Source organism: Acinetobacter sp. Swhac1 (assembly GCF_013390985.1).
Taxonomy (GTDB): domain Bacteria; phylum Pseudomonadota; class Gammaproteobacteria; order Pseudomonadales; family Moraxellaceae; genus Acinetobacter; species Acinetobacter towneri.
In genome coordinates this window covers 14,997-35,838 of the sequence record NZ_JACASN010000032.1, presented here as the reverse complement: position 1 = coordinate 35,838, position 20,842 = coordinate 14,997, and the positions used below count along the sequence as shown (strand labels likewise).

Here is a 20,842-nt window from a genome sequence, read left to right as displayed (position 1 = left end):
ATTGAATGTGATCATGGTAAGTTAAAGCGGATCATCAGGGCCACATTAGGATTCAAATCTATGAAGACGGCTTATGCCACAATTAAAGGTATTGAAGTCATGCGTGCACTACGTAAAGGACAAGCATGGTCATTTTATTATGGTCAGCCTCAAGGTGAAGTGTGTCTAATCAACAGGGTTTTCGGTCTCTAAGCACTTTTAAAAAGGAACTTCATCGACTCAAATCTCTATTTGCAACAGTGCCCAGCAGAATGCGTATATTGAACGCTATAATCGGACCATACGTTATAGTTGGCTGAGCAAGCATTTATTTGATACTTTGGATGAAGTACAAGATTATGCAACAAACTGGTTGTGGCATTACAACCATGAAAGACCACATCAAGCTAACAAAGGAAAGCCACCTCTAATGGCTGCTTAACCTCTACTTTTAACTTCGGTTATTTATGGGAGGATTACCCTCTGATTTCAGGGGTATATTTTAATTTTGTCATCGGGGTAGTCTCTCAGAATATTGACTCTCCGACAAACCCGGTACGGTTCACTATCTATTGTTATTCTTACCTGAAATTGATGTGAGCTTATAGAGACAAGGTAAATTTGCAAAAGTGCCGGCTATTCAGTGTTCATTGAATGTTTAATTTAATTTATTAAGCTTGACCTTGGAGTGGCTCTAAGCCTTATACTTGGTACAAATTTTTCGATTGTTATGATGATGCGTTCTACTACATGGATTACAGTCTTGGTTGGATTGTTCATGTTCCAAAGCTTTTGGAATGTGGCGGCGGCCTTTTGTGTCCATGAACAACAGCCTCAATCACAGCAGAGTTATCATTTTGGTCATCACCAAAATACCTTGTGTGCCAGCGATAGTCGTCAACACGATCATAATGGACAGTCAGAAAACATAAAAACATTCAGTAGCGATTTAGAAATCGGTGAAGATCATCAAGATCATCTACCATCGATGACGCATTTGATTGTACAAAATGAAAAAGTAGATGTGTTTCATCCAAGCTCTGAAGTTAAAGTGAATCCACAATTTCATTGGAAAAACAGCTATCAGGCTCCTGACTTGTTTCAACAAAGCCCACCTCCCAAATTTTCCCCGCTCATGGTGGGGTAGCCTAAAACATTCCCACCACTTTTATTATTTAAATAAGTGGGAAAAATCATGTCTTCACAATCAATTATACTCTTGCGTCATAGCTTGGTTGCTTGTATATGTGCAGCGGCTATGCAATATAGCTATGCTGAAAACGTTACCAGCTTTGAATCCGCTTTAGCAAAAGTACAAAGTTACCAGACTCAAGACAAGCTGTGGCAACAAGTTCAGCAAATATCTGAATTGAATATTCAGCAAAGTCGGTTATGGCAGAATCCAAGTATAAGTTTAGAACAGTCTGGCTTTGGCTCAGGTCAAGAACAGGAATTCAATGTTGGCGTTAGTCAACCTCTAGATCTATTTGGTCAGCGTAAGCTGAACCGGGTGATTGCCAATACCTCGAATCAACAAATCCAATTGCAACAGCAATTATGGAAGGCACAAAGCCAACTGATTGTTAAATTTGCATGGTCGCAATTTGCACTTGCTGAGGTTGAGCAGTCTGCTTATTCAGTACAGTTAAAAACAAGTAAAGCCAATCTGGACAGTGCCCAGAAACGCTATCAGGCAGGCAGTATTGCCCTGGTTGATTTTGAGCGTACCCAAATTGAAGCGCTAGAAATCCAACGACTTTATCAGCAAGCGATGCTGAATAAACAAGCTGCCGGTCGTCAGCTGTCTAATTTGTGGGGGGGAGAAACATCTTCACATCTTCAATTGAATAAAACCGCTATCCCTTGGCCAGAGCAAAGTCTCCAAACTGTGCAACGGTATATTGCTGAAGGGTGGCTAGAAAAATTCTATGCCTTGAACATTCAGCAATCGGATCATCAAATTGAAAATTTAAGAATTCAGGCACGTCCCAATCCGACTTTAAATGTAGGCATGAAACGTAGCAAAACCCCTAATGAAAGCAACGATACGACTTTGGCAATCGGCGTGGCTATTCCACTGAATATTTTCAACCGCCAGCAATATGCGATCCCGATGGTCCAGCAACAGCAAATATTGCTGAACCAACAGCAGCAGCGTGAGCTGAAGCAACAAATACTCAATATTGCCAACAGCATGCATCAGCTCAAAGGTTTACGTAGCCAGTTCGATGCCACAACAGCACAAGTTACTTTGGCGACCAAAGTTCAGAGCCGTACTTTACAAGGGTTTCAGGCAGGGAAACTGTCCATTACCGACGTTCAGCAAGCAACCACCCAACTGCAGAATCTTCGATTGGGTCAATTACAAATTCTACGTCAAGCTTGGCAAACTGCCCTCGCAGCTGAGGCACTCAGTATTGGCACAAGTTATGAAGAAATTAGCCGTTCGGATGCCTATACACAACTGAATAAAAAGGCAGTCGAAGCATCGCAAAATTTAATCAATGGGGGAGCACGATAAAATGAACGCTAAGCAAAACGGAAAAATATCCCAGTCTCTCATGATTGCAATTTTGATTCTGATTACGGTCTTGGTTAGTCTGGCTATTTGGTTAAGTTCAAAAAAAACTGAATCTGAGGGGCATGGTCATGAAGAGGGAAATGCCGAACATTCTGATGAAGATAGTTCTGAAGAAGGACATGCTGAAGAAGGCGAAATACAACTGACCAGCCAACAAATGGTTGAACAAGGTTTAAAAGTTGCTGTTGCATCCACAGGATTGGTTGAAAAGCTGACAACCCTGCCAGGTAAATTGGTGGTGAATACCGATCAACAAGCGCATATATCGCCTAATTTTAGTGGTCATGTCGAGCAGGTCAATGTGGCTTTAGGACAGAGCGTGCAAAAAGGACAAACGCTGGCTGTACTAATCGTGCCTGAACTGATCGACCAACAGGCAAATCTGCGTATGGCACAGGTGAATCTGGATTTGGCCCGTAAAGATTACCAGCGAGAACAGCAACTCTGGTCACAGGGCATTTCTGCCAAACAGGATTACCAGCGTGCCGAAAATGCCTACCGTCAAGCGCAGATTACTGTTCAGTCCTCACAAGCACGTTTAAATGCATTAGGTGCAAGTGGCAATAACAATGGGCGTTTTCTGATTAAAGCACCGATCTCTGGGGTGATCAGTCAAAAAGATATTGTGGTCGGTGAAAATGTGCAACTGGCTAATCAGCTCTTTGTCATTGAACAGCTGAAAGATTTATGGCTTGAGTTTAATTTGCCGAATCAATTCTCAGGTCAACTGCAAGCCGGGCAAAAAATTGACTTTAAAGTGAATGATTCAGATCAAATCTATAAAGCTACTGTACAAAGCCTAACCTCTCAGGCAGATGTACAAACAGGGCGTCTGGTGGTGCGCGCAAAACTCGATGCGCAAGCTACTGAGTTGCGTTCTAATGTGTTAGTGAGAGTGTTGATTCCGGAAGCTACAGCAAAATCAGCCCTTCGGATTCAAAAGTCTGCGCTGCAAAGTATTGAAGGTGAAGACAGTATTTTCATCGTAGATTCAGAACAAAAAGGTCAAGTCCACTTAAAAGCACAGAAAGTGCAATTGGGGCAGGCTTCAAGTGATGGACAATGGCTTGAAGTGATTTCTGGGCTGACTGAAGGGCAGAAGTATATCGCTCAAGGCAGTTTCTTGTTGAAATCTGAATTAGAAAAAGACGAGGCAGGCCATGAACATTAATTCTGATCTGCCAAAACCAGAAGGTTTATTCGAACGAATCATTCAGTTTTCCATACAAAATGCGATTTGGGTGTTGCTCTTTGTCTGTACCTGGATTGCGGTCGGGGTGTATAGCTATCAGAAACTCCCGATTGATGCTGTACCCGATATTACCAATACCCAAGTCCAGATTAATACTCAAGCCAAGGGTTTTACTGCGCTTGAAGTCGAACAGCGGATTACCTATCCCATTGAAAATGCCATGGCTGGCATTCCGGATCTGGAGCTTACCCGTTCCATATCCCGTTATGGACTCTCTCAAGTCACCATTGTCTTTAAAGATGGGACTGATATTTATTGGGCCCGTCAGCAGATTAACCAACGGATACAGGAGGCGCAATCTGAGTTGCCTGCACAAATCGCACCGACGATGTCCCCCGTTTCTACGGGTCTCGGTGAGATTTATCAATGGGTACTGAAGGCAGATCCGAATGCGAAAAAGCCGGATGGAACTGCATACACGCCGATGGATTTGCGTGAGATTCAGGACTGGATTGTGCGTCCTCAACTGCAACGTGTTAAGGGAGTTGCAGAGGTCAACAGTATTGGTGGTTTTGAAAAAACCTATGTGGTCTCTCCCGATTTAAACCGGATGCAGCAACTGAATATCTCATTAGAACAACTGCAACAGGCTTTAGCGCAAAATAATGAGAACCGAGGTGCAGGTTATATTGAAGACAATGGTCAGCAACTGACGGTACGTGTACCGGGTGCATTCAATGGGCTTTCTGATATTGAGAACACCATGCTGGGTAGCCCAAATGGCAGCCCAATTCGGGTTGGTGATATTGCGCAAGTCTCTATTGGGCATGATTTAAGAACCGGTGGGGCAACCTATAACGGCAAAGAAACCGTTTTAGGGGTTGCCATGATGGCGATGGGTGGAAATAGCCGGACTGTTTCTAAAGCTGTGGATGCCAAGCTTCAAGATATTCAGAATAGTTTGCCTAAAGGGGTAGTGATTGAAACGGTGTACGACCGTACTACCTTGGTTGAGAAGGCGATTAAAACCGTTCAGAAAAACTTGGTAGAGGGAGCAATCCTGGTCATCATCATTCTGTTCCTGTTTTTAGGGAATATCCGTGCTGCCTTGATTACTGCCTGTGTCATTCCACTCTCTATGCTGTTTACCTTAACCGGGATGGCACAGAAAAATATCAGTGCCAATCTGATGAGTTTAGGTGCACTCGATTTCGGCATCATTGTCGATGGTGCTGTGGTGATTGTCGAAAACTGTATCCGGCGTTTAGCCCATACACAGCAACTGTTAAAACGACCTCTCACACAAAGTGAACGCTTTAAGGAAGTTTTTCTGGCTGCCCGCCAAGCACGTCGTCCTCTTATTTTTGGTCAGCTTATTATTTTGGTGGTGTATTTGCCGATTTTTGCTTTAAGTGGTGTGGAAGCAAAAATGTTCCATCCGATGGCATTGACAGTGGTACTCGCCCTTGTTGCAGCCATTATTTTATCGATCACCTTTGTGCCTGCTGCTGTGGCATTGTGGGTCAAAGGCGATATTCAAGAAAAAGAAAGTCGTTGGATGTTATGGCTAAAAGCTAAATATCAGCAAACTCTTGATATTTCGTATCAATACAAAGCAGTTGTGCTGACTTTTGCACTGTGTGTATTAGTGATTACGGGATTTATCAGTACCAAACTCGGCAGTGAATTTGCACCACAGCTCAGTGAAGGAGACTTTGCGGTACAACAGTTACGTTCACCAAGTACAGGCTTAGTAGAGTCTTTACGTATTCAGGAGAATACTGAAAAACTTCTTTTAAAGAGTTTCCCTGAAATTAAGGCAGTATTTGCCAGAACGGGTACAGCCGAGGTTGCAACAGATGTCATGCCACCCAATATTTCAGATGGCTATATCATGTTAAAGCCTCGTTCAGAATGGCCAAATCCTAAAGAAAGTTTAGATGAATTACGTGGCCGTATGGTGACGTATTTAGCCACGATTCCAGGCAATAATAGTGAATTTTCACAACCGATTGAACTCCGATTTAATGAATTGATCTCAGGTGTGCGTAGTGATGTTGGTGTGAAAATCTTCGGTGATGATATGAATGTCCTCAATACTGAGGCGACTAAAATCTCCAAAATCATTCAGCAAATATCGGGTAGCAGTGCCGTGAAAGTTGAGCAGACCTCAGGTTTGCCATTACTGAATGTCGAGGTAAATAAAACTTTGGCTGCACAATATGGTTTGAGTGTGCGTTCAATTCAAGACCTTGTGGCAACCAGTATTGGTGGACAAAGCGTGGGAGAGATTTTAGAAGGCGATCGTCGTTTTGATTTTGTTATCCGTCTTGGAGAGCAAGACCGTAGTGTCGCATCTGTTTCCCAGTTACCTATTCAGCTTCCAAATGGTGGCAGTATTTTATTGTCGGATGTCGCGCAAGTCTCGACCATTGAAGGAATCAACCAAGTCAGTCGAGAAAATGGTAAACGCCGAGTTGTGGTTACAACGAATGTTGAAGGGCGTGATTTAGGGTCTTTTGTTTCTGATGTACAGACACAGCTCAAAGCATACACTTTGCCAAGTGGTTATTGGATAGAATATGGCGGTCAGTTTGAAAATTTGGCTTCAGCCAAAGCACGGATGCAAATCGTGATTCCACTGGCTTTAATCACTATCTTTATTTTACTGATGGCGGTCTTTCACAATGTCAAAGAAAGTCTATTGGTCTTTACCGGGGTACCCTTTGCCTTGACCGGTGGTGTGCTGTTCCTTTGGCTAAGGGATATTCCATTATCGATGTCAGCTGGAATTGGCTTTATTGCCTTATCTGGTGTTGCAGTCCTCAATGGACTGGTAATGCTGACCTTTATTAAGGAATTAAGGGACAAATATCCAGTGCATAAAGCCGTGTGGCAAGGGGCTATTTTGCGCTTAAGACCAGTGTTGATGACAGCTTGTGTGGCTTCACTGGGTTTTGTACCAATGGCGCTGGCAACCGGAACAGGGGCTGAGGTTCAACGGCCACTGGCAACCGTAGTGATTGGCGGGATTATCTCTTCAACATTACTAACTTTGGTGCTGTTACCCGTGCTTTATCGTTGGATAAATGAAAAGAAAGTTTCTTAATCCAATAGATTAGTCGATTTACAGCAGAGATATTGGCTGTTATCCAATATCTCTGCTCGTCATAAATAGAATAAGGAAAATATTTTATGTCAGAACATCATGATCATAGCCATGCGGTTGTTACTGAAGAAAATAGTAAGAAGTTAATGGTTGCCTTAGGTTTAACGACTACTTTTTTAATAGTAGAAGTTGTCGCTGCTTTTATTACCCAAAGTTTGGCTTTGTTATCTGATGCAGCTCATATGTTTACTGATGTAGCCGCTTTAGCTATTGCTCTTGCCGCTATCAAAATTGGTAAAAAAGCCGCAGATGATAAAAGAACTTTTGGCTATCAGCGATTTGAAATTTTAGCGGCTCTGTTTAATGCGGTGATGCTTTTTGTGGTAGCAATATATATTGTATATGAAGCTTATCAACGTTTTACGAATCCTGCTGAAATTCAAAGTGTTGGAATGATGATTGTCGCGGTCATTGGTTTGGTCATAAATTTGATTTCAATGAAAATCCTTTCTGCTAGTGCTGAAGGAAGTCTAAATATAAAAGGTGCATATTTAGAAGTTCTTAGTGATGCTCTAGGATCGATAGGCGTGATTATCGGAGGAATAGTTATTTATTTTACCCAGTGGATGTGGGTTGATACCGTAATCGCTGTGTTAATTGGCTTCTGGGTCTTACCTCGAACTTGGATTTTATTAAAACAAAGTATTCATATTCTGCTTGAAGGAGTTCCTGATGAGATTGATATTGAGTCGTTAAGAAATGATTTATTGAAGCTAGAGGGCGTTGAAGGGATTCATCAGTTGAAAGTCTGGGCTATATCCTCAAGAAATATTCATTTAACTGCTCATTTGGTTGCTCCGAATAGCAATACAGATCAACTCTATCAAAAGGCCTTAGAAGTTCTAAAACATAATCATAATATTACTGAAATTACGTTACAAATAGAAAATACGAAATGTAATACATTGAACCAACATAAACACTAATTTGGACTTTAGTCTTCATATAGATGTTTTGTGTAACTTTAAAGTATACTCTATAGTTACATAAATTTAGATATTAAAAACTTCTCTCCGATAAACCCAGTACGGTTCAATGATAAGATTAACCCGTTAGGTCAGGTGGCCTAACTTAAATAAAAAAGTCTCCGACAAACCCGGTACGGTTCAAAATCATTCCAGTCTAGTATTGGCTGTAGAAAAAGATTCTTCTGTTGCCTTATTCGAATTTTTAAAGACTTTACCTCTCTCTAGTGTATCCAGTCTGGTTGCTACCCTCCTGATCTTCCTGTTTTTTGTTACTTCGGCTGATTCAGGAGCCTTGATCACAGATTACCTTACGGCTAAAACGGAGCACTCCCCTGTTTGGCAACGTTTGTTCTGGACAGCTGTGATTGCTGTTCTTTCTATTATCTTGCTGATCGTTGGTGGTTTAAGTGCCTTGCAATCTGCAGTGATCATGAGTGCCTTGCCTTTTACTTTCATTATGCTGTTATTGTGCTGGGGGTTAATCAAGGCACTACGTTTAGATGTCTTAAAAGTACAGGCCCTACAAAGTGCTAGGATCACACCACGAGCTATACAAAACCCAAGAAGCTGGCAACAGCGTCTAGGTTTAATTATGCATTACCCACATTCTAAAGCCGAAGTAACAGCCTATATTCATCAGAATGTTCATCAGGCTTTTCAGAACATAAAACATGAATTTCAGCGCCGGAATCTGGATGTTTCAATCCGTGAGGTTGATGGGGGGCTATTACTGAAAGTAGATCATCAAAATGAAATCAACTTCATCTATCAAGTCGTGGCTACTGAAACACGAGCTCCGAGTTTTATGCTCGATGACGAAAGTAGCCTCTCTCTGAAATATTACAAAGCGGAAGTTTTTCTAAAAGAAGGGGGGAAAAACTACAATGTCATGGAATGGACACAAGAAGATTTACTCCAGGACATTATTGATCAATACGAACGCCACTTGTATTTTTTAAATGTAGTCCGTAATTAAACAATCTACATAGCAGTTCAAATTAACAAGTATTAGTTTGAACTGCTATCTTTTTGATTAACAATATCTTGATTTACCAAAAAATCTAATAGTACAGCATCCGTCTTCATTCTAACCTTGAACCAATTTTCAATGCGAATTTGATCTTCACTCGATAGTGGTTCAGATGTTCTCACACTAAGTTGCAGTATTTGCTTTTGATTGGGATCAGTCGGTAAATCAATGCCTTGTCCTAGAAAAATAGAGCTTACAGTGGGATGCTGTGCACGTAGCTCTGCAAAAACATCATTTGCATTGGCAAATAAAGCATTTTTCACCCTTAATTCTTGCTGTAATTGTTTTACCTGTTCATCCTTTTGGCGCAGGGCTTCTTGTCCATTCAGATACAAATCACTCAATACCCCAGATTTTAAGGCAGTCACATCAACCTTATCATCATTGGTTTGATGCACAATAATTTTAGTTCCTTCGAGATTTGCAACAGCAAGTCTCCCTTCAATATTCTGCAACGTCGCCTGACTTAAGGGCAAACCGACTAAAGCCAACTCAATGGTCCGTGTCTTGCTATCAATTTTTGAACTGGCGACTTGTGTTTCTTTAAAGGTAAATTCTTGTGTAATGAATTTGTTGGCAGTTGATTTAAAAACTTCTTCATTAACTAATTTAGTCGCCAGATAGGCACTTGGAATTGCGGTCACCATTGCGATCATCAGCAAAGATATTTTTACACGTCTTTCTACTTTTTCGTCAGCAAAACTATGTGGCTTTAACCTTAAAATCCGGATACCGATAATAGTTGCCAAACTGATGAACACACAATTAATGGTATATAAATACAGTGCACCACCAACAAAGCTCCACTGTCCAGTTGCAATACCAAATCCAGCAGTACAGACAGGTGGCATCAATGCTGTAGCAATCGCCACCCCTGGAATAACATTTGATTTTTCTTCTCGAGTGATCCCAATGATTCCTGCCAATCCACCAAATAATGCGATGAGCACATCCCAAACGGTTGGGCTAGTTCGTGATAAAAGTTCAGATTGTGCATTATCGAGGGGTGATATCGAGAAATATAGAGTGGATACGACCAAGCTGATCAGTGTTGCAATACCTAGGTTGAAGAGTGCCCGTTTTACCAGTTTAAAGTCATAAACTGCTACACCCAGCCCCACCCCCATGATCGGTCCCATAAGTGGAGAAATTAGCATTGCTCCAATAACCACGGCTGTTGAATTGATATTTAATCCGACTGATGCAATAAAAATAGCGAATATTAAAATCCAGGGAATGGCTCCTGATAGCTCAATCCCATCACGAATACGACGCTCGATTTCATCATCTTCTGCCTTATCTGCCAGCAGACTAAAGCGATGGCGTGCACGTCTTAATCTACTTGTATAATTAAAGGAGGAGTTGTGTTTATTAGAGGTGTTGGTCAATTTAACATCCTACTTTTTATCCATCTGTGGAAAGACTGATGTGTGCTGAATTAGCAGGAGACTTTCACTTGGGAGATTCTAGGCAGCTAACCGATAAAAGTCTTCTGCCATTTGATTTGGTGTCTTAAAATCCAAGCCTTTTTGAATTCTTCGCTGATTATAAAATAACTCTATATATTTTGTAATATCCGCTTTGGCTTCTTCCCTTGTTTTGTAGTTGCGATGATGGACTAGTTCATTTTTGAGTATGCCCCAGAAACTCTCTATCGGTGCATTATCAAAGCAGTCGCCTTTTTTGCTCATTGAACCCTGAAAATCAAATTTCTCAAGTAAGTTTCGATATTCATTACTGCAATATTGGCTGCCTCTATCTGAATGTACAATGAGATCTTTAGCAGGTTTCTGATTGCGAATAGCCATATTCAATGCATCACAAACAAGCTTGGCTGTCATGCGCTCATTTAAGCTATAGCCAACAACCTGTTTCGTGTAAAGATCTTTGACAGCTGCCAAGTACAACCAGCCCTCAGCCGTCCAAATGTAGGTAATGTCACTCGACCACGCAAGATTAGGCTTCGTCATTGAAAACTGTTGCTTGAGTAAATTGTCATAAATAGAACGGTTGTGATCACTGTTCGTGGTTCTTTTGAAACGCTTATGGCGCTTACAATACAACTGATTTGATTTTTTTATTTGGCGCACAGCATACGTACTTATTTTGATACCTTGCGCTTGTAAATGCTTGGTTAATCGAACATAGCCATAGCTTTGTTTGGTTTCTTCATGGGCTATTTTGACCAAAATTGTCTGCTGATTTCACTGAATTGATCTTTTACTCATGCCTCGCTTTAGCCAATCATAAAAGCGAGAAACGGATACACGAAGTAATCGAGCCATTAAAATAATCGGAAATAAGTGGCTTTGCGATTTCATATAGGCGTACCTCACTGACTTTCTTTGGCAAAGTACGCTGCTGCCTTTTTTAAAAATTCACGTTCCATTTCAGCTGTTTTGAGCTGTTGTTTAAGCTTCTTATTTTCTTCGAGTAAGGCGTTTAGATCGGGCGAATACTGTTTTGTGCCTGCTAAAGTTCCAGCCTTTGCTTTGTTATTCCAGTTCGAAAGGGTTTGCATTGAAATGCCAAGTTGTCTAGCGGATTCCGATACATTACCTTGGTTCTCTTCAATGGCTTTTATGGCTTCAGCTTTAAATTCTGCGGTGTAAGTCTTCTATTTCTTGCTCATGGTAAACTCCTAATGAGTATGTATAGTTTACCAAGTTAAACCCTCCTGTTTTTTAAGCACACATCATACTTTCGATGGGATCAATTGCTTTGTGTGAAGTAATTTCATATGCACTCGAATCAACTTGATCTTACTTCACATTCAATAATTTATTTTTTCTTCTTCAAAAATTCTTTTAAATTTTCTTCAGAAATACTCGTGAAATTGTTTTCTTTTAGAAAAGTCACTACTTCTTCTACAGTTGCACCGAGACTGAAGAGTTCAAGTAAGGTTTTCTTGTGTTGAGTAAGTAACTGATTACGTGTGATCGTCTTTTCATTCATTTTTTCTATATGACGAAAAAGAATATCTTCAAATTTTTTAGAATCATTGACACTATAAATTTTTTGATTTTTCTCAACAATTTTTGAATGCTTTTCTTCTTTTGTCGATACAGTTTCAGAAGTATTTTCTGTTGAGGATGTTAAATTTTTATTAGCTAGATTCTGAATATCAAGTTCTGAAACATTCTGGTCTTGTATCATGTTTTTTCCTAAGAATAAATATATAAGCCAATTTTTCTGAATATATTCTATTACAGAAATGGTAAAACTTGACCCATTTCTAATTTTTGAATTACTGAAAAATGTAACATTTTGCACTCAAAAAAAAATATAAATCATTCATTATTTTCATTAACGTCGTTAATTCACTCACTGACCATGACCACCACTAAAAAAGTACAGGATGGGACGATGTATATCACATCGTCCAGATTCACAAATCTCGAGCTCGCTTCGCTCGGTCTCAATTTGTATAAAGTAGAAAAAAATGAAAGTTAAAGCATCAAGAAATAAGCAGATCATTGTTCGTTTAACTGCAGATGAACATCAGCTCATCAAAGATGCCTGTAAGGCATTACAGATGAATCAATCTGACTACATACGTAAAAAAATTTTAAGTGATGACTACGCTCAATTGATTGATCAACGTGATATTCATACGATCAGAATTCTTGGGGTTGTCCTTCCAAAAATACTGATTGAACTCAAAGATAAAGATTTGATCCCCGAAGAATTATGTGACATTACAGAGCTCGTGCATGAGTTGAAAATCATTGTGCGTCGACTAAATGACCAGGTACGTTAGACATGATTATTAAAGTAATTCCAAACACCTTAGGCACTTCTGTTGAAAATCGTATCAACGGTTTATCAGACTACATACATAATCCAAATCAAACGCGTATCGACTACCTCAGTGACTATATTACTCAGTTGCATGCTAGCTTTAGTCATGAGCTCATTTCTGAAAAATGTGTTTACTCGAATTCACGTAACTTTCTGGATGACAATATTGAGTATCAAAAAATTGAAATGTCACAAACTGCCAGTTTGAATACACGCGTGGATGACCCAATTGTTCATATCGTCGGAAGTTTTAAAAAATTTGAAGTCCCAACGACCCAGGAATTAGAAGAACAAATCGATATTTTAAGTAAACATCTCAAAGCAGATGACTTACAAATGCAGTATGCATTGCACATGGATACAGACAATGTACACTTCCATTTGATCATTAATCGAATCCATCCATACCGAAAGAATAATCATAATGAACATCAAGCGGTGGAGCTAGGCGATGGCTGGATTTTGAATGCAGTGCATAGAGCCACTGCTGAAATTGAAGCAAAACAAGGCTGGGAACCTGAGCCAAATCCTCTGTTTATCTATAATCATGAAACTGGCCAATGTGAAAAAAACATCAACCACATATCAAATCCTGATGCATTTAAAATCAGTGCAAAGATTCGTGATCAAGAACATCGACATCAACAAAAGAGTCAGTTGCGCAATGACATTGTGACTGCAGGCAACTATCAAGCTGACCTTGAAAAAACCATTCAGCCGATCCTAAAAGATGCAAATAGTTGGCAGGACTGGCATCAACAATTAGCAGGTTTAGGAATTTTGTATGAGCGAAAACGTAATGGTAGTATTTTTAAAATAAAAACTGATGATCAACAGTCTCTGACGTTTAAGGCTTCTTTATTTTGCAATAAACAAGTCACTTTAAAGAGCTTGGAAAAGCGTTGGGGGGAGTTTACACCTCATCACGCTGATCAGATCAAAATCTATCAGCCCAAATTGAATACGACAGCTCAGCACACTCCACATGAATCCTCAAAGATCTCTGCTTATCATTTATTCCAGAATGAAGACTTTTTGGTTAAGGAGCTTCATGACGCTTATCTCAAGATGAAATCAACTAAAGATGTTTATAGTCAGAATCGTCGATCAAAGTACCGGGATATCAATTTCGAGAATGAAATTTATAAAAACAATAAATCTTCTTTTTTAAAACAACTTCAGAAAAAATTTCCAGAACAGTCTACTGATACCATTTATACTCTATTGCATTATCAACATCATACAGATCAACTGACCACCAGAGCTGAAATTAGAAAAGTATTTCTTTCCCAAAATCAAAATTTAAGCCAACAGACCTCTGAAAAGCTATTCGATCAAAATTTTTTGTCTAGAAACTTTGATTCAACCCAAATTACCTCTTATGCTGATTTTTTAAGATTTGTCTCACCCACAAATCCTCTATTGATACAACAACAATTTCTATTCGATCAACGTCAGTCTAAAAATTTTATTTATCAAGAAAACCCAGAAATCAAGACTGCCAAAATACTGTTTGATTCAGAAGATCATAAAGAGCCTATTGGGATTCAAAATAGATATGGAATTCTGGTCTTTAGTAATTATTCAATCACCCGATTACAGCAATGTTTAAAGAATTTACATCCCGAGCATGAAGTATCAGTTCGAGGATCATCAGATTTTAAAAACTTATTTAAGATGCTGTCCCAACATAAATCCAATGAAATTCAAGATACAAACAAAAGTAGAACTCTGCCTGCTCTCTCAGAATTATCATTAGAGCAACTCCAAATTGGCTTCAAGCAACTCTATCAACATTTTAAAACAACAGGCGAATGCAAAAGCACAGCACTGATCAAAACTGGTTTACTTCTGAACTGTTGTGGCATCAAACTGAGCCAGCTCACATCTATTTTAGCAACATGTATTCAAAAGCATCAATTGCCTCAGCTTAATCAAGACGATCAGAGTATCTTGATAGAAAGGCTGCATAACCTGATCTATACACAAGCTTCAAAATTAAATAAAAAATATTTCAACTCAAATGACATCGAGCAAACCTGGCAATTATATTTTTCTTTACAACATCAGCCTATGATCAACGAAAAATGCCATACCCTTGTTATAACCAACGATGCTTCGCAACATTTGAAAGACCTAACACTTATACCTAAAAATAAAGTGAACAAATCCTATCAACAGACAGAATCTTTATCTGAACTAGATTACTTACAGATGTTTGAGTTTTACGAATACAGTAGAAAAGCTAAGCTACAAAAACAACAGGAATTAGAGCGGAATAATATCTTCACGAGGCCAAAAGAAACATTGAAAGATTCTGATCAAATTTTACAGTCAGCTTCCCCTATTAAAAAATATCGTATCGAATACAGATTTGGAGAAACATTTTATATCGATCAAGAGAAAGTCGCTTTTTTTGAAAGCAAAAAAACTTTAGATATTACAGTAGTCAGCCAACAGCTTGACCATATTCACGATGCCTTATTATTAGCTAGAGATAAATTTGGGGTTGTATTGGTCTCTGGTACAGATGACTTTAAAAGACAGGTGCAAGAAATTGCACGTGCAACAAATATAAGAATCGAATTTGACCACCCATTAGTAATAGATCGTCAAGTTGAAAGCTCAGCGAACGATAAGATAGATCACAATATTGTGCACCAAATAAATGAGCACAAGACTGTTATTCCTAATTCGCCTCCAACATCACCAACTATAGAAGATCAAACAGACCTCCTCAATAAAGAGAAATCTACAACATTAGACAAAAATTCTAAGAGTCTAAACCATACAAATGATAGCCTTGATTTTGGTTTCTAATACTCTTAAATAGAATGCAGGAAGAATGAATAATTTTCTAAAAAAAACTAGATTTTCCATCTTTGTTGAGTTATAAAATCAATAGCCCCCTAGTTTTATAACAGACTAGTTGGTTAGCTAGAATTAAGGCTAGCGGGAGAAAGTCACTCTTATTTAAAGACATGAAAGGATAACTCGTTTTTTACGTGTTTTTCGTGTGCTCTAAATAAGGTTAAATAGTGAAATCTTCGCAACTATACAATACATTTCTTCTTAATATTCTTGATAAATTGGTTCACAATTCATCGGATAGCTTTACTGTCTCTTTTATTAATATAAATAATTCTAATATGTTAGAAATATTTTGTGACTCTCTTCTTTCATTTCATTTTTTTGGATACAAGTATATCGGTAATAAATACTATAAAGTACATAATGGTTTAATTTTTAGCTACACTGTAGACCACGGAAAAAAAATTATTACGTTTAAATGTGATTTGAAAAAAGAAATATCTGGGTTGGACTTAATCACTAAAAAATTGTATTTAAATCGAATTTTATTCAATAGCAATTAAAATTAAAAATAGTCAAATTAATACTGAAAAGTTAATTTAACTATTTTTTCGTTTTTTTTTTTTGTAAGCGTCCGCTGAACACACCTTATGAATTCATCCTATAAGCCTTAATTTAGTCCCCACTTAAAAACAAGTGGGGACTACAATTTATGACTACAAATCACCAGACATCCACCGCATCTCTTGCGAAAACGAAGAACATACGTTGTGGTAGCCCATGAATTAACAGTGGCATAAATCTAAAAATTAAATTTTAATATATTATGAAGTTATGAAGTTATGAAGTTATGAGGTTATGAGGTTATGAGGTTATGAGGTTATGAGGTTATGAGGTTATGAGGTTATGAGGTTATGAGGTTATGAGGTTATGAGGTTATGAGGTTATGAGGTTATGAGGTTATGAGGTTATGAGGTTATGAGGTTATGAGGTTATGAGGTTATGAGGTTATGTTATTTAATCTTATAGATTAAATAACCTGTTCCCTTCTCATTTTATTTAAAACTTTTATCAACTAGTTGCTTAAAATCTTCTAAATTCTGCTCTGCCAGTGATTCTAAAGCTATTCTTACAATACTAGATCTGTTAACACGAGCATTATTACTTTTGATAATTAACTCATCGATTAACTCACTTAATTCTTGATTTAAAGAAAAGGTACAACGAACGAATTTCTTTTGTGAAACTTCTAGGTCCTTAACTCTTTTATCAGCTCCAGATATAAAGTTTTCAACCAGTTTATCTTGATCCGAAAGATCGTCAGTTTTCTTTTTTAAACCGCTAAGACCTGCCATAATTACACTCCTAAAAACTCTTGAGCTATCCCTTCAATCTCTGCTTTTGCCTTTGGATCACTTGTTACTTCAAAAACAGATAAGCCATTTTCATCTGCATCATCATAAACATTTCGGTTTGTCGTGATTTGGTCTAAGGCTTTTATTCCAAACGATACACAGGCTTCTTTAGCATCTAAAATTCGCTGTACTTGTGACGGTAATGTTGGGCATTGTGTAATGATTGCTCTGGCATTCAAATCTGGATTCACTGCTCGTGCCAGTTTTAATACTTGTTCCATATGATCCAAAGTCTTTAGATCTCTACGTTTAGGTCTAAAAGGCAATAGCATATGTGTTGCTATAGTCATAGCAGAGCGCAATGCTTCTGAATCTTGCCCACCAGCATCAATGATAATATCTTCATATCTTTTTGATAAATCTTTTAAAACTTGACGAATATTGCCTGAAGCTTGTACAGATGGGATATTTTTCAAATCCTCATTCTCATCACGTTCTTTAATCCAGTCAGTTGTTGTACCTTGAGGATCTGCATCTAGAAGCAGAACATCTCTATTCTTTTTTTGTAAATAAACCGCTAAGTTTTGTGCAAGGCAGCTTTTACCAGCTCCGCCTTTTTCACCACCTACTAAAATAATCATAAGTTATGTAAGTTACGTAATTTCGTTAAAAACAATGTACAAGTTTCAATCTCCTGAATCAACTATTGTGAAAAATAAAGTTAAAAAATAAAGTTATCCACAAGTAATGCTCTTTTTTAATTTTATATATATTTTTAAATTTATATTTATAGAACCTTTGTATGCCTTATGTAGTCTAGTTCTCAGAGGATTCATATGGACGTTTTCCTGACAATAAGTGGACATTTTCCTTTATTTAAATAGACGTTTTCCTGACAATAAGTGGACATTTTCCTTTATTTAAATAGACGTTTTCCTGACATAAATGGACATTTTCCTGATATAGATAAGACTTCTTGCGTTGGTCAAAATTTAAACATCTTAAAGCTACATTTAATAAGGTCTTAGCCAATTCAAAAATTAGGGTATTACCCATACTTTCGCAAGATGTTTATAGATATTCCATTAATGGTCATTAAGTGTTAATGTCAATTAATGATATTTGTTTCTCTAATCACAATATGGCAAATCTAATTTATAAAGATAATAACTTGATTGAAGCATCTTATGCGTTGACTTTGTCTGAACAACGCTTAATTTTAGTTGCGATTATTGCAGCTAGGGAAATTGAAAAAGAGCTTACATCGGATACCTTGCTAACAATACATGCATCTGAATACATGAAGCACTTTAATTTGGGTCGTCAAGCGGCCTATGAGGCTCTTCAGGGAGCGTGTGATAACTTGTTTGAACGTAGACTCACCTATAAGGCCATAGATCCTGTTACAGGTAAGCAAGCGGTCTACAAAAGCCGTTGGGTATCAAAAGTTGGCTATGTTAAAGAAGCTGCATGCGCTCAACTAATTTTTGCTCCTGATATTTTACAGCTTTTTGTAAAACTTGAAGAAAAATTTACCCGTTATGAATTAAAGCAAATTTCTCAATTATCTAGCGTATACGCTATACGGCTGTATGAACTTTTGATTAGATGGCGTAGCAAAGGTAAGCTATATATTAGTATGGTTGAATTGCGTGATAAGTTAGGTCTACTTGAAAATGAATATAAAACCATGGGTGATTTCAAAAAGCGTGTATTGACGGTTGCCATAGATCAAATTAATAAACTTACTGATATTGACGTTAGTTACGAGCAGAAAAAAGAAGGAAGAACAATTACACATATCGAATTTTCTTTTAATCAAAAAGCTTCCTTAATTGTTAGTGATAAGGTACTGGAACCGACATATCAGTTGACACCAAAACAATCTATATTTTTCGCTCAAAAATTGTGTGACCTTATCAAATATCCCGAATTCGGGGGAAAATATGCCAATGTAGGCGAGGAGATCGAAGCGTTTAAAGAAAGGATTTCACTTGAACTTCTCGACCCTGAAAAGGTAAAAAAGTATTATTCTGATTTGTTAAAAGTGGGCTATAAAGAAAAATATAAATCAGAAAAGTTATCGTAACCTGAATAATAGAAATTCTTATTTTGAACGCTACCAACCTACAGGAAAAATTTAGTCTGCCCTGGTAATGAATAACGCTAAATTTGCAGACTGTAATATTTGAAGTGAGGAGTAGACCCAAGCTTCACTGCAACAGATCATAGACTTCAAATGATGAGCTATTTTGATTCTTGGGTGCTTTCAAATAAAGAGTATGGCATGTGCGATAAGTATTTTTTGCCTGAGCAATTCCTGAGAACTTCTGCGCTTTTTCATCCAAACCTTTACTGAAGCTGTTTGATATTTTTAACAGCGAATTATAGTCAATCACACTGAAGACCTACGCATTGGTTTCCACGGCAGTTACTCCAGCATCCTACATAATAAATTTGGCGAAATGCCATACAGTCTGATTAGAGAAGAAACAGATGAGCCTGGTTGCATGGTCATAGCAATAAATTGGGCTTTTTCGTGAGCTGAAAAACGCTGACGACACTGAACTGATTTAATAACTTCAATACGTTCCATAGAACACTCCTTAATTCTAGTGCTATGACTAAGTCTTAATTGAGAAGTGTCCGTTTTAACTGGAGCTATTACATAAACCGCCAGGGATTGATCTGTAATGAACATAAAGCTTTAAACTTACTTAACTTACTTAACTTACTTAACTTACTTAACTTACTTAACTTACTTAACTTACTTAACTTACTTAACTTACTTAACTTACTTAACCTTAATTTATATAACCTCCAAGAGAGTTATGGGATGGGAAACTACTTCCTGTCGTTCTTGTCAGGGATTTGTCCATATATGAAATGCAGTGCTGAAAAATTAAAGATCTAGCTGACCAGAAGAACCGTCAGGGGCTGATCTATCAGAGATATAAATTTATAAAGTTACATAACTTACGCAACTTATGATCTTATGAAACGCTGAAGAGAGTTATGAGATTGAAAACTCTCCCTATATTTCTTGTCAGGGATTTGTCCATATATGAAATGCAGTGCTGAAAAATTAAAGATCTAGCTGACCAGAAGAACCGTCAGGGGCTGATCTATGCTGAAGAGAGTTATGAGATTGAAAACTCTCCCTATATTTCTTGTCAGGGATTTGTCCATATATGAAATGCAGTGCTGAAAAATTAAAGATCTAGCTGACCAGAAGAACCGTCAGGGGCTGATCTATCAGAGATATAAATTTATAAAGTTACATAACTTACGCAACTTATGATCTTATGAAATGCTGAAGAGAGTTATGAGATTGAAAACTCTCCCTATATTTCTTGTCAGGGATTTGTCCATATATGAAATGCAGTGCTGAAAAATTAAAGATCTAGCTGACCAGAAGAACCGTCAGGGGCTGATCTATCAGAGATATAAATTTATAAAGTTACATAACTTACGCAACTTATGATCTTATGAAACGCTGAAGAGAGTTATGCGATTGAAAACTCTTCCTGTACTGCCATACATACAATACTAGCGAACAGCCCAAAGAATGATGCCGACTATGGAAGGGATTCATCTACTGAACCTTTAGCTAAAAAGCTATTTGCAACACTACCAATTTTTCCTCTTTTATAGCGTTTACTCTGATTTAAACTGCTACAAAAGAGGAAAGATTATTCATCAATTAATAGTCAAAGTTAAAGAAATTTTCTGGGAAACAAGAAAGAAAAGCTTTTTGAATATCACTGTATTCACCTTCTGGATGTTCCTCTAAATAACGTCGAGTCCAAATTAGCGTGGCCTCATAATCGTTAAAACTCTGATCTAGTTGTAAAAAAATCCAGAGGTCATGTGCTTTTTGAATGAAAAAGTCATTAATGATCATCAGTGCAATTTTCTTTTCAGTGTTTGAATTAGGATATGAGTACATCGTATGT

At 37.9% G+C, this 20,842-nt stretch carries 15 protein-coding genes and 3 pseudogenes; 11 read left to right on the top strand and 7 right to left on the bottom strand.

Annotated features, from left to right (window positions below):
• The 8 genes and pseudogenes from HX743_RS13670 to HX743_RS13635 all read left to right on the top strand — a co-directional run.
• On the top strand, positions 1–192 hold a 192-nt coding region (locus HX743_RS13670; RefSeq protein ID WP_178319487.1), incomplete at its 5' end, for a DDE-type integrase/transposase/recombinase.
• A gap of 52 nt (positions 193–244) precedes the next feature.
• Positions 245–421: pseudogene (locus HX743_RS13665) on the top strand (transposase); the annotation flags it as partial.
• 291 nt (positions 422–712) lie between these two features.
• Positions 713–1,126, top strand: coding sequence for a cation efflux protein, CzcI-like (locus tag HX743_RS13660; RefSeq protein ID WP_005401819.1), 414 nt, complete (start codon positions 713–715; stop codon positions 1,124–1,126).
• Positions 1,127–1,174: 48 nt separating this feature from the next.
• Positions 1,175–2,500, top strand: a complete 1,326-nt coding sequence (locus tag HX743_RS13655; protein ID WP_035269736.1) for a TolC family protein — start codon at positions 1,175–1,177, stop codon at positions 2,498–2,500.
• A gap of 1 nt (position 2,501) precedes the next feature.
• Positions 2,502–3,731 carry an efflux RND transporter periplasmic adaptor subunit gene (locus HX743_RS13650; protein ID WP_156189611.1) on the top strand — a complete coding sequence of 410 codons (1,230 nt, stop codon included), beginning with the start codon at positions 2,502–2,504 and terminating at the stop codon, positions 3,729–3,731.
• Positions 3,721–6,861 (top strand): efflux RND transporter permease subunit, encoded by a 3,141-nt coding sequence (locus HX743_RS13645; RefSeq protein ID WP_178319486.1) that lies wholly within the window; start codon positions 3,721–3,723, stop codon positions 6,859–6,861. Before HX743_RS13650 ends, HX743_RS13645 begins: the two co-directional genes overlap by 11 nt.
• 86 nt (positions 6,862–6,947) lie before the next feature.
• Positions 6,948–7,847, top strand: a complete 900-nt coding sequence (locus HX743_RS13640) for a cation diffusion facilitator family transporter (protein WP_005028603.1) — start codon at positions 6,948–6,950, stop codon at positions 7,845–7,847.
• A gap of 181 nt (positions 7,848–8,028) precedes the next feature.
• Positions 8,029–8,865 (top strand): annotated as a pseudogene (locus HX743_RS13635) (BCCT family transporter); the annotation flags it as partial.
• A 32-nt stretch (positions 8,866–8,897) separates the two neighbouring features.
• Here HX743_RS13635 and HX743_RS13630 read toward each other — a convergent pair.
• The 3 genes and pseudogenes from HX743_RS13630 to HX743_RS13620 form a co-directional block, all read right to left on the bottom strand.
• Positions 8,898–10,307: a TIGR00341 family protein gene (locus HX743_RS13630; RefSeq protein WP_004871243.1), complete on the bottom strand. Its 1,410-nt coding sequence runs from the start codon at positions 10,305–10,307 to the stop codon at positions 8,898–8,900.
• Positions 10,308–10,385: 78 nt separating this feature from the next.
• Positions 10,386–11,503, bottom strand: a pseudogene (locus tag HX743_RS13625) (IS3 family transposase).
• Positions 11,504–11,700: 197 nt separating this feature from the next.
• Entirely contained in the window at positions 11,701–12,075 is a 375-nt protein-coding gene (locus HX743_RS13620) for a hypothetical protein (RefSeq protein WP_004871235.1), read from the bottom strand.
• Between the two features lie 286 nt (positions 12,076–12,361).
• Here HX743_RS13620 and HX743_RS13615 point away from each other — a divergent pair, with 286 nt between their 5' ends.
• A complete protein-coding gene (locus HX743_RS13615; protein ID WP_178319485.1) occupies positions 12,362–12,679 on the top strand; it encodes a hypothetical protein in 318 nt (105 codons plus the stop codon).
• Positions 12,680–12,681: 2 nt separating this feature from the next.
• On the top strand, positions 12,682–15,540 hold the full coding sequence (locus HX743_RS13610) for a relaxase/mobilization nuclease domain-containing protein (RefSeq protein ID WP_178319484.1): 2,859 nt from the start codon (positions 12,682–12,684) through the stop codon (positions 15,538–15,540).
• A gap of 1,046 nt (positions 15,541–16,586) precedes the next feature.
• On the opposite strand, the gene HX743_RS13605 is transcribed toward HX743_RS13610, so the two are convergent.
• Positions 16,587–16,886 carry a hypothetical protein gene (locus HX743_RS13605; protein WP_004778793.1) on the bottom strand — a complete coding sequence of 100 codons (300 nt, stop codon included), beginning with the start codon at positions 16,884–16,886 and terminating at the stop codon, positions 16,587–16,589.
• A 2-nt stretch (positions 16,887–16,888) separates the two neighbouring features.
• A complete protein-coding gene (locus tag HX743_RS13600; protein ID WP_004897614.1) occupies positions 16,889–17,527 on the bottom strand; it encodes an AAA family ATPase in 639 nt (212 codons plus the stop codon).
• A gap of 500 nt (positions 17,528–18,027) precedes the next feature.
• Here HX743_RS13600 and repM point away from each other — a divergent pair, with 500 nt between their 5' ends.
• Positions 18,028–18,975 (top strand): replication initiation protein RepM, encoded by a 948-nt coding sequence (gene repM / locus HX743_RS13595; RefSeq protein ID WP_214129024.1) that lies wholly within the window; start codon positions 18,028–18,030, stop codon positions 18,973–18,975.
• Between the two features lie 342 nt (positions 18,976–19,317).
• Here repM and HX743_RS13590 read toward each other — a convergent pair whose 3' ends face one another.
• A complete protein-coding gene (locus HX743_RS13590; RefSeq protein ID WP_081401805.1) occupies positions 19,318–19,482 on the bottom strand; it encodes a transposase in 165 nt (54 codons plus the stop codon).
• Between the two features lie 1,107 nt (positions 19,483–20,589).
• Positions 20,590–20,835 carry a hypothetical protein gene (locus tag HX743_RS13585; RefSeq protein WP_004776736.1) on the bottom strand — a complete coding sequence of 82 codons (246 nt, stop codon included), beginning with the start codon at positions 20,833–20,835 and terminating at the stop codon, positions 20,590–20,592.
• Between the last annotated feature and the right edge of the window lie 7 nt (positions 20,836–20,842).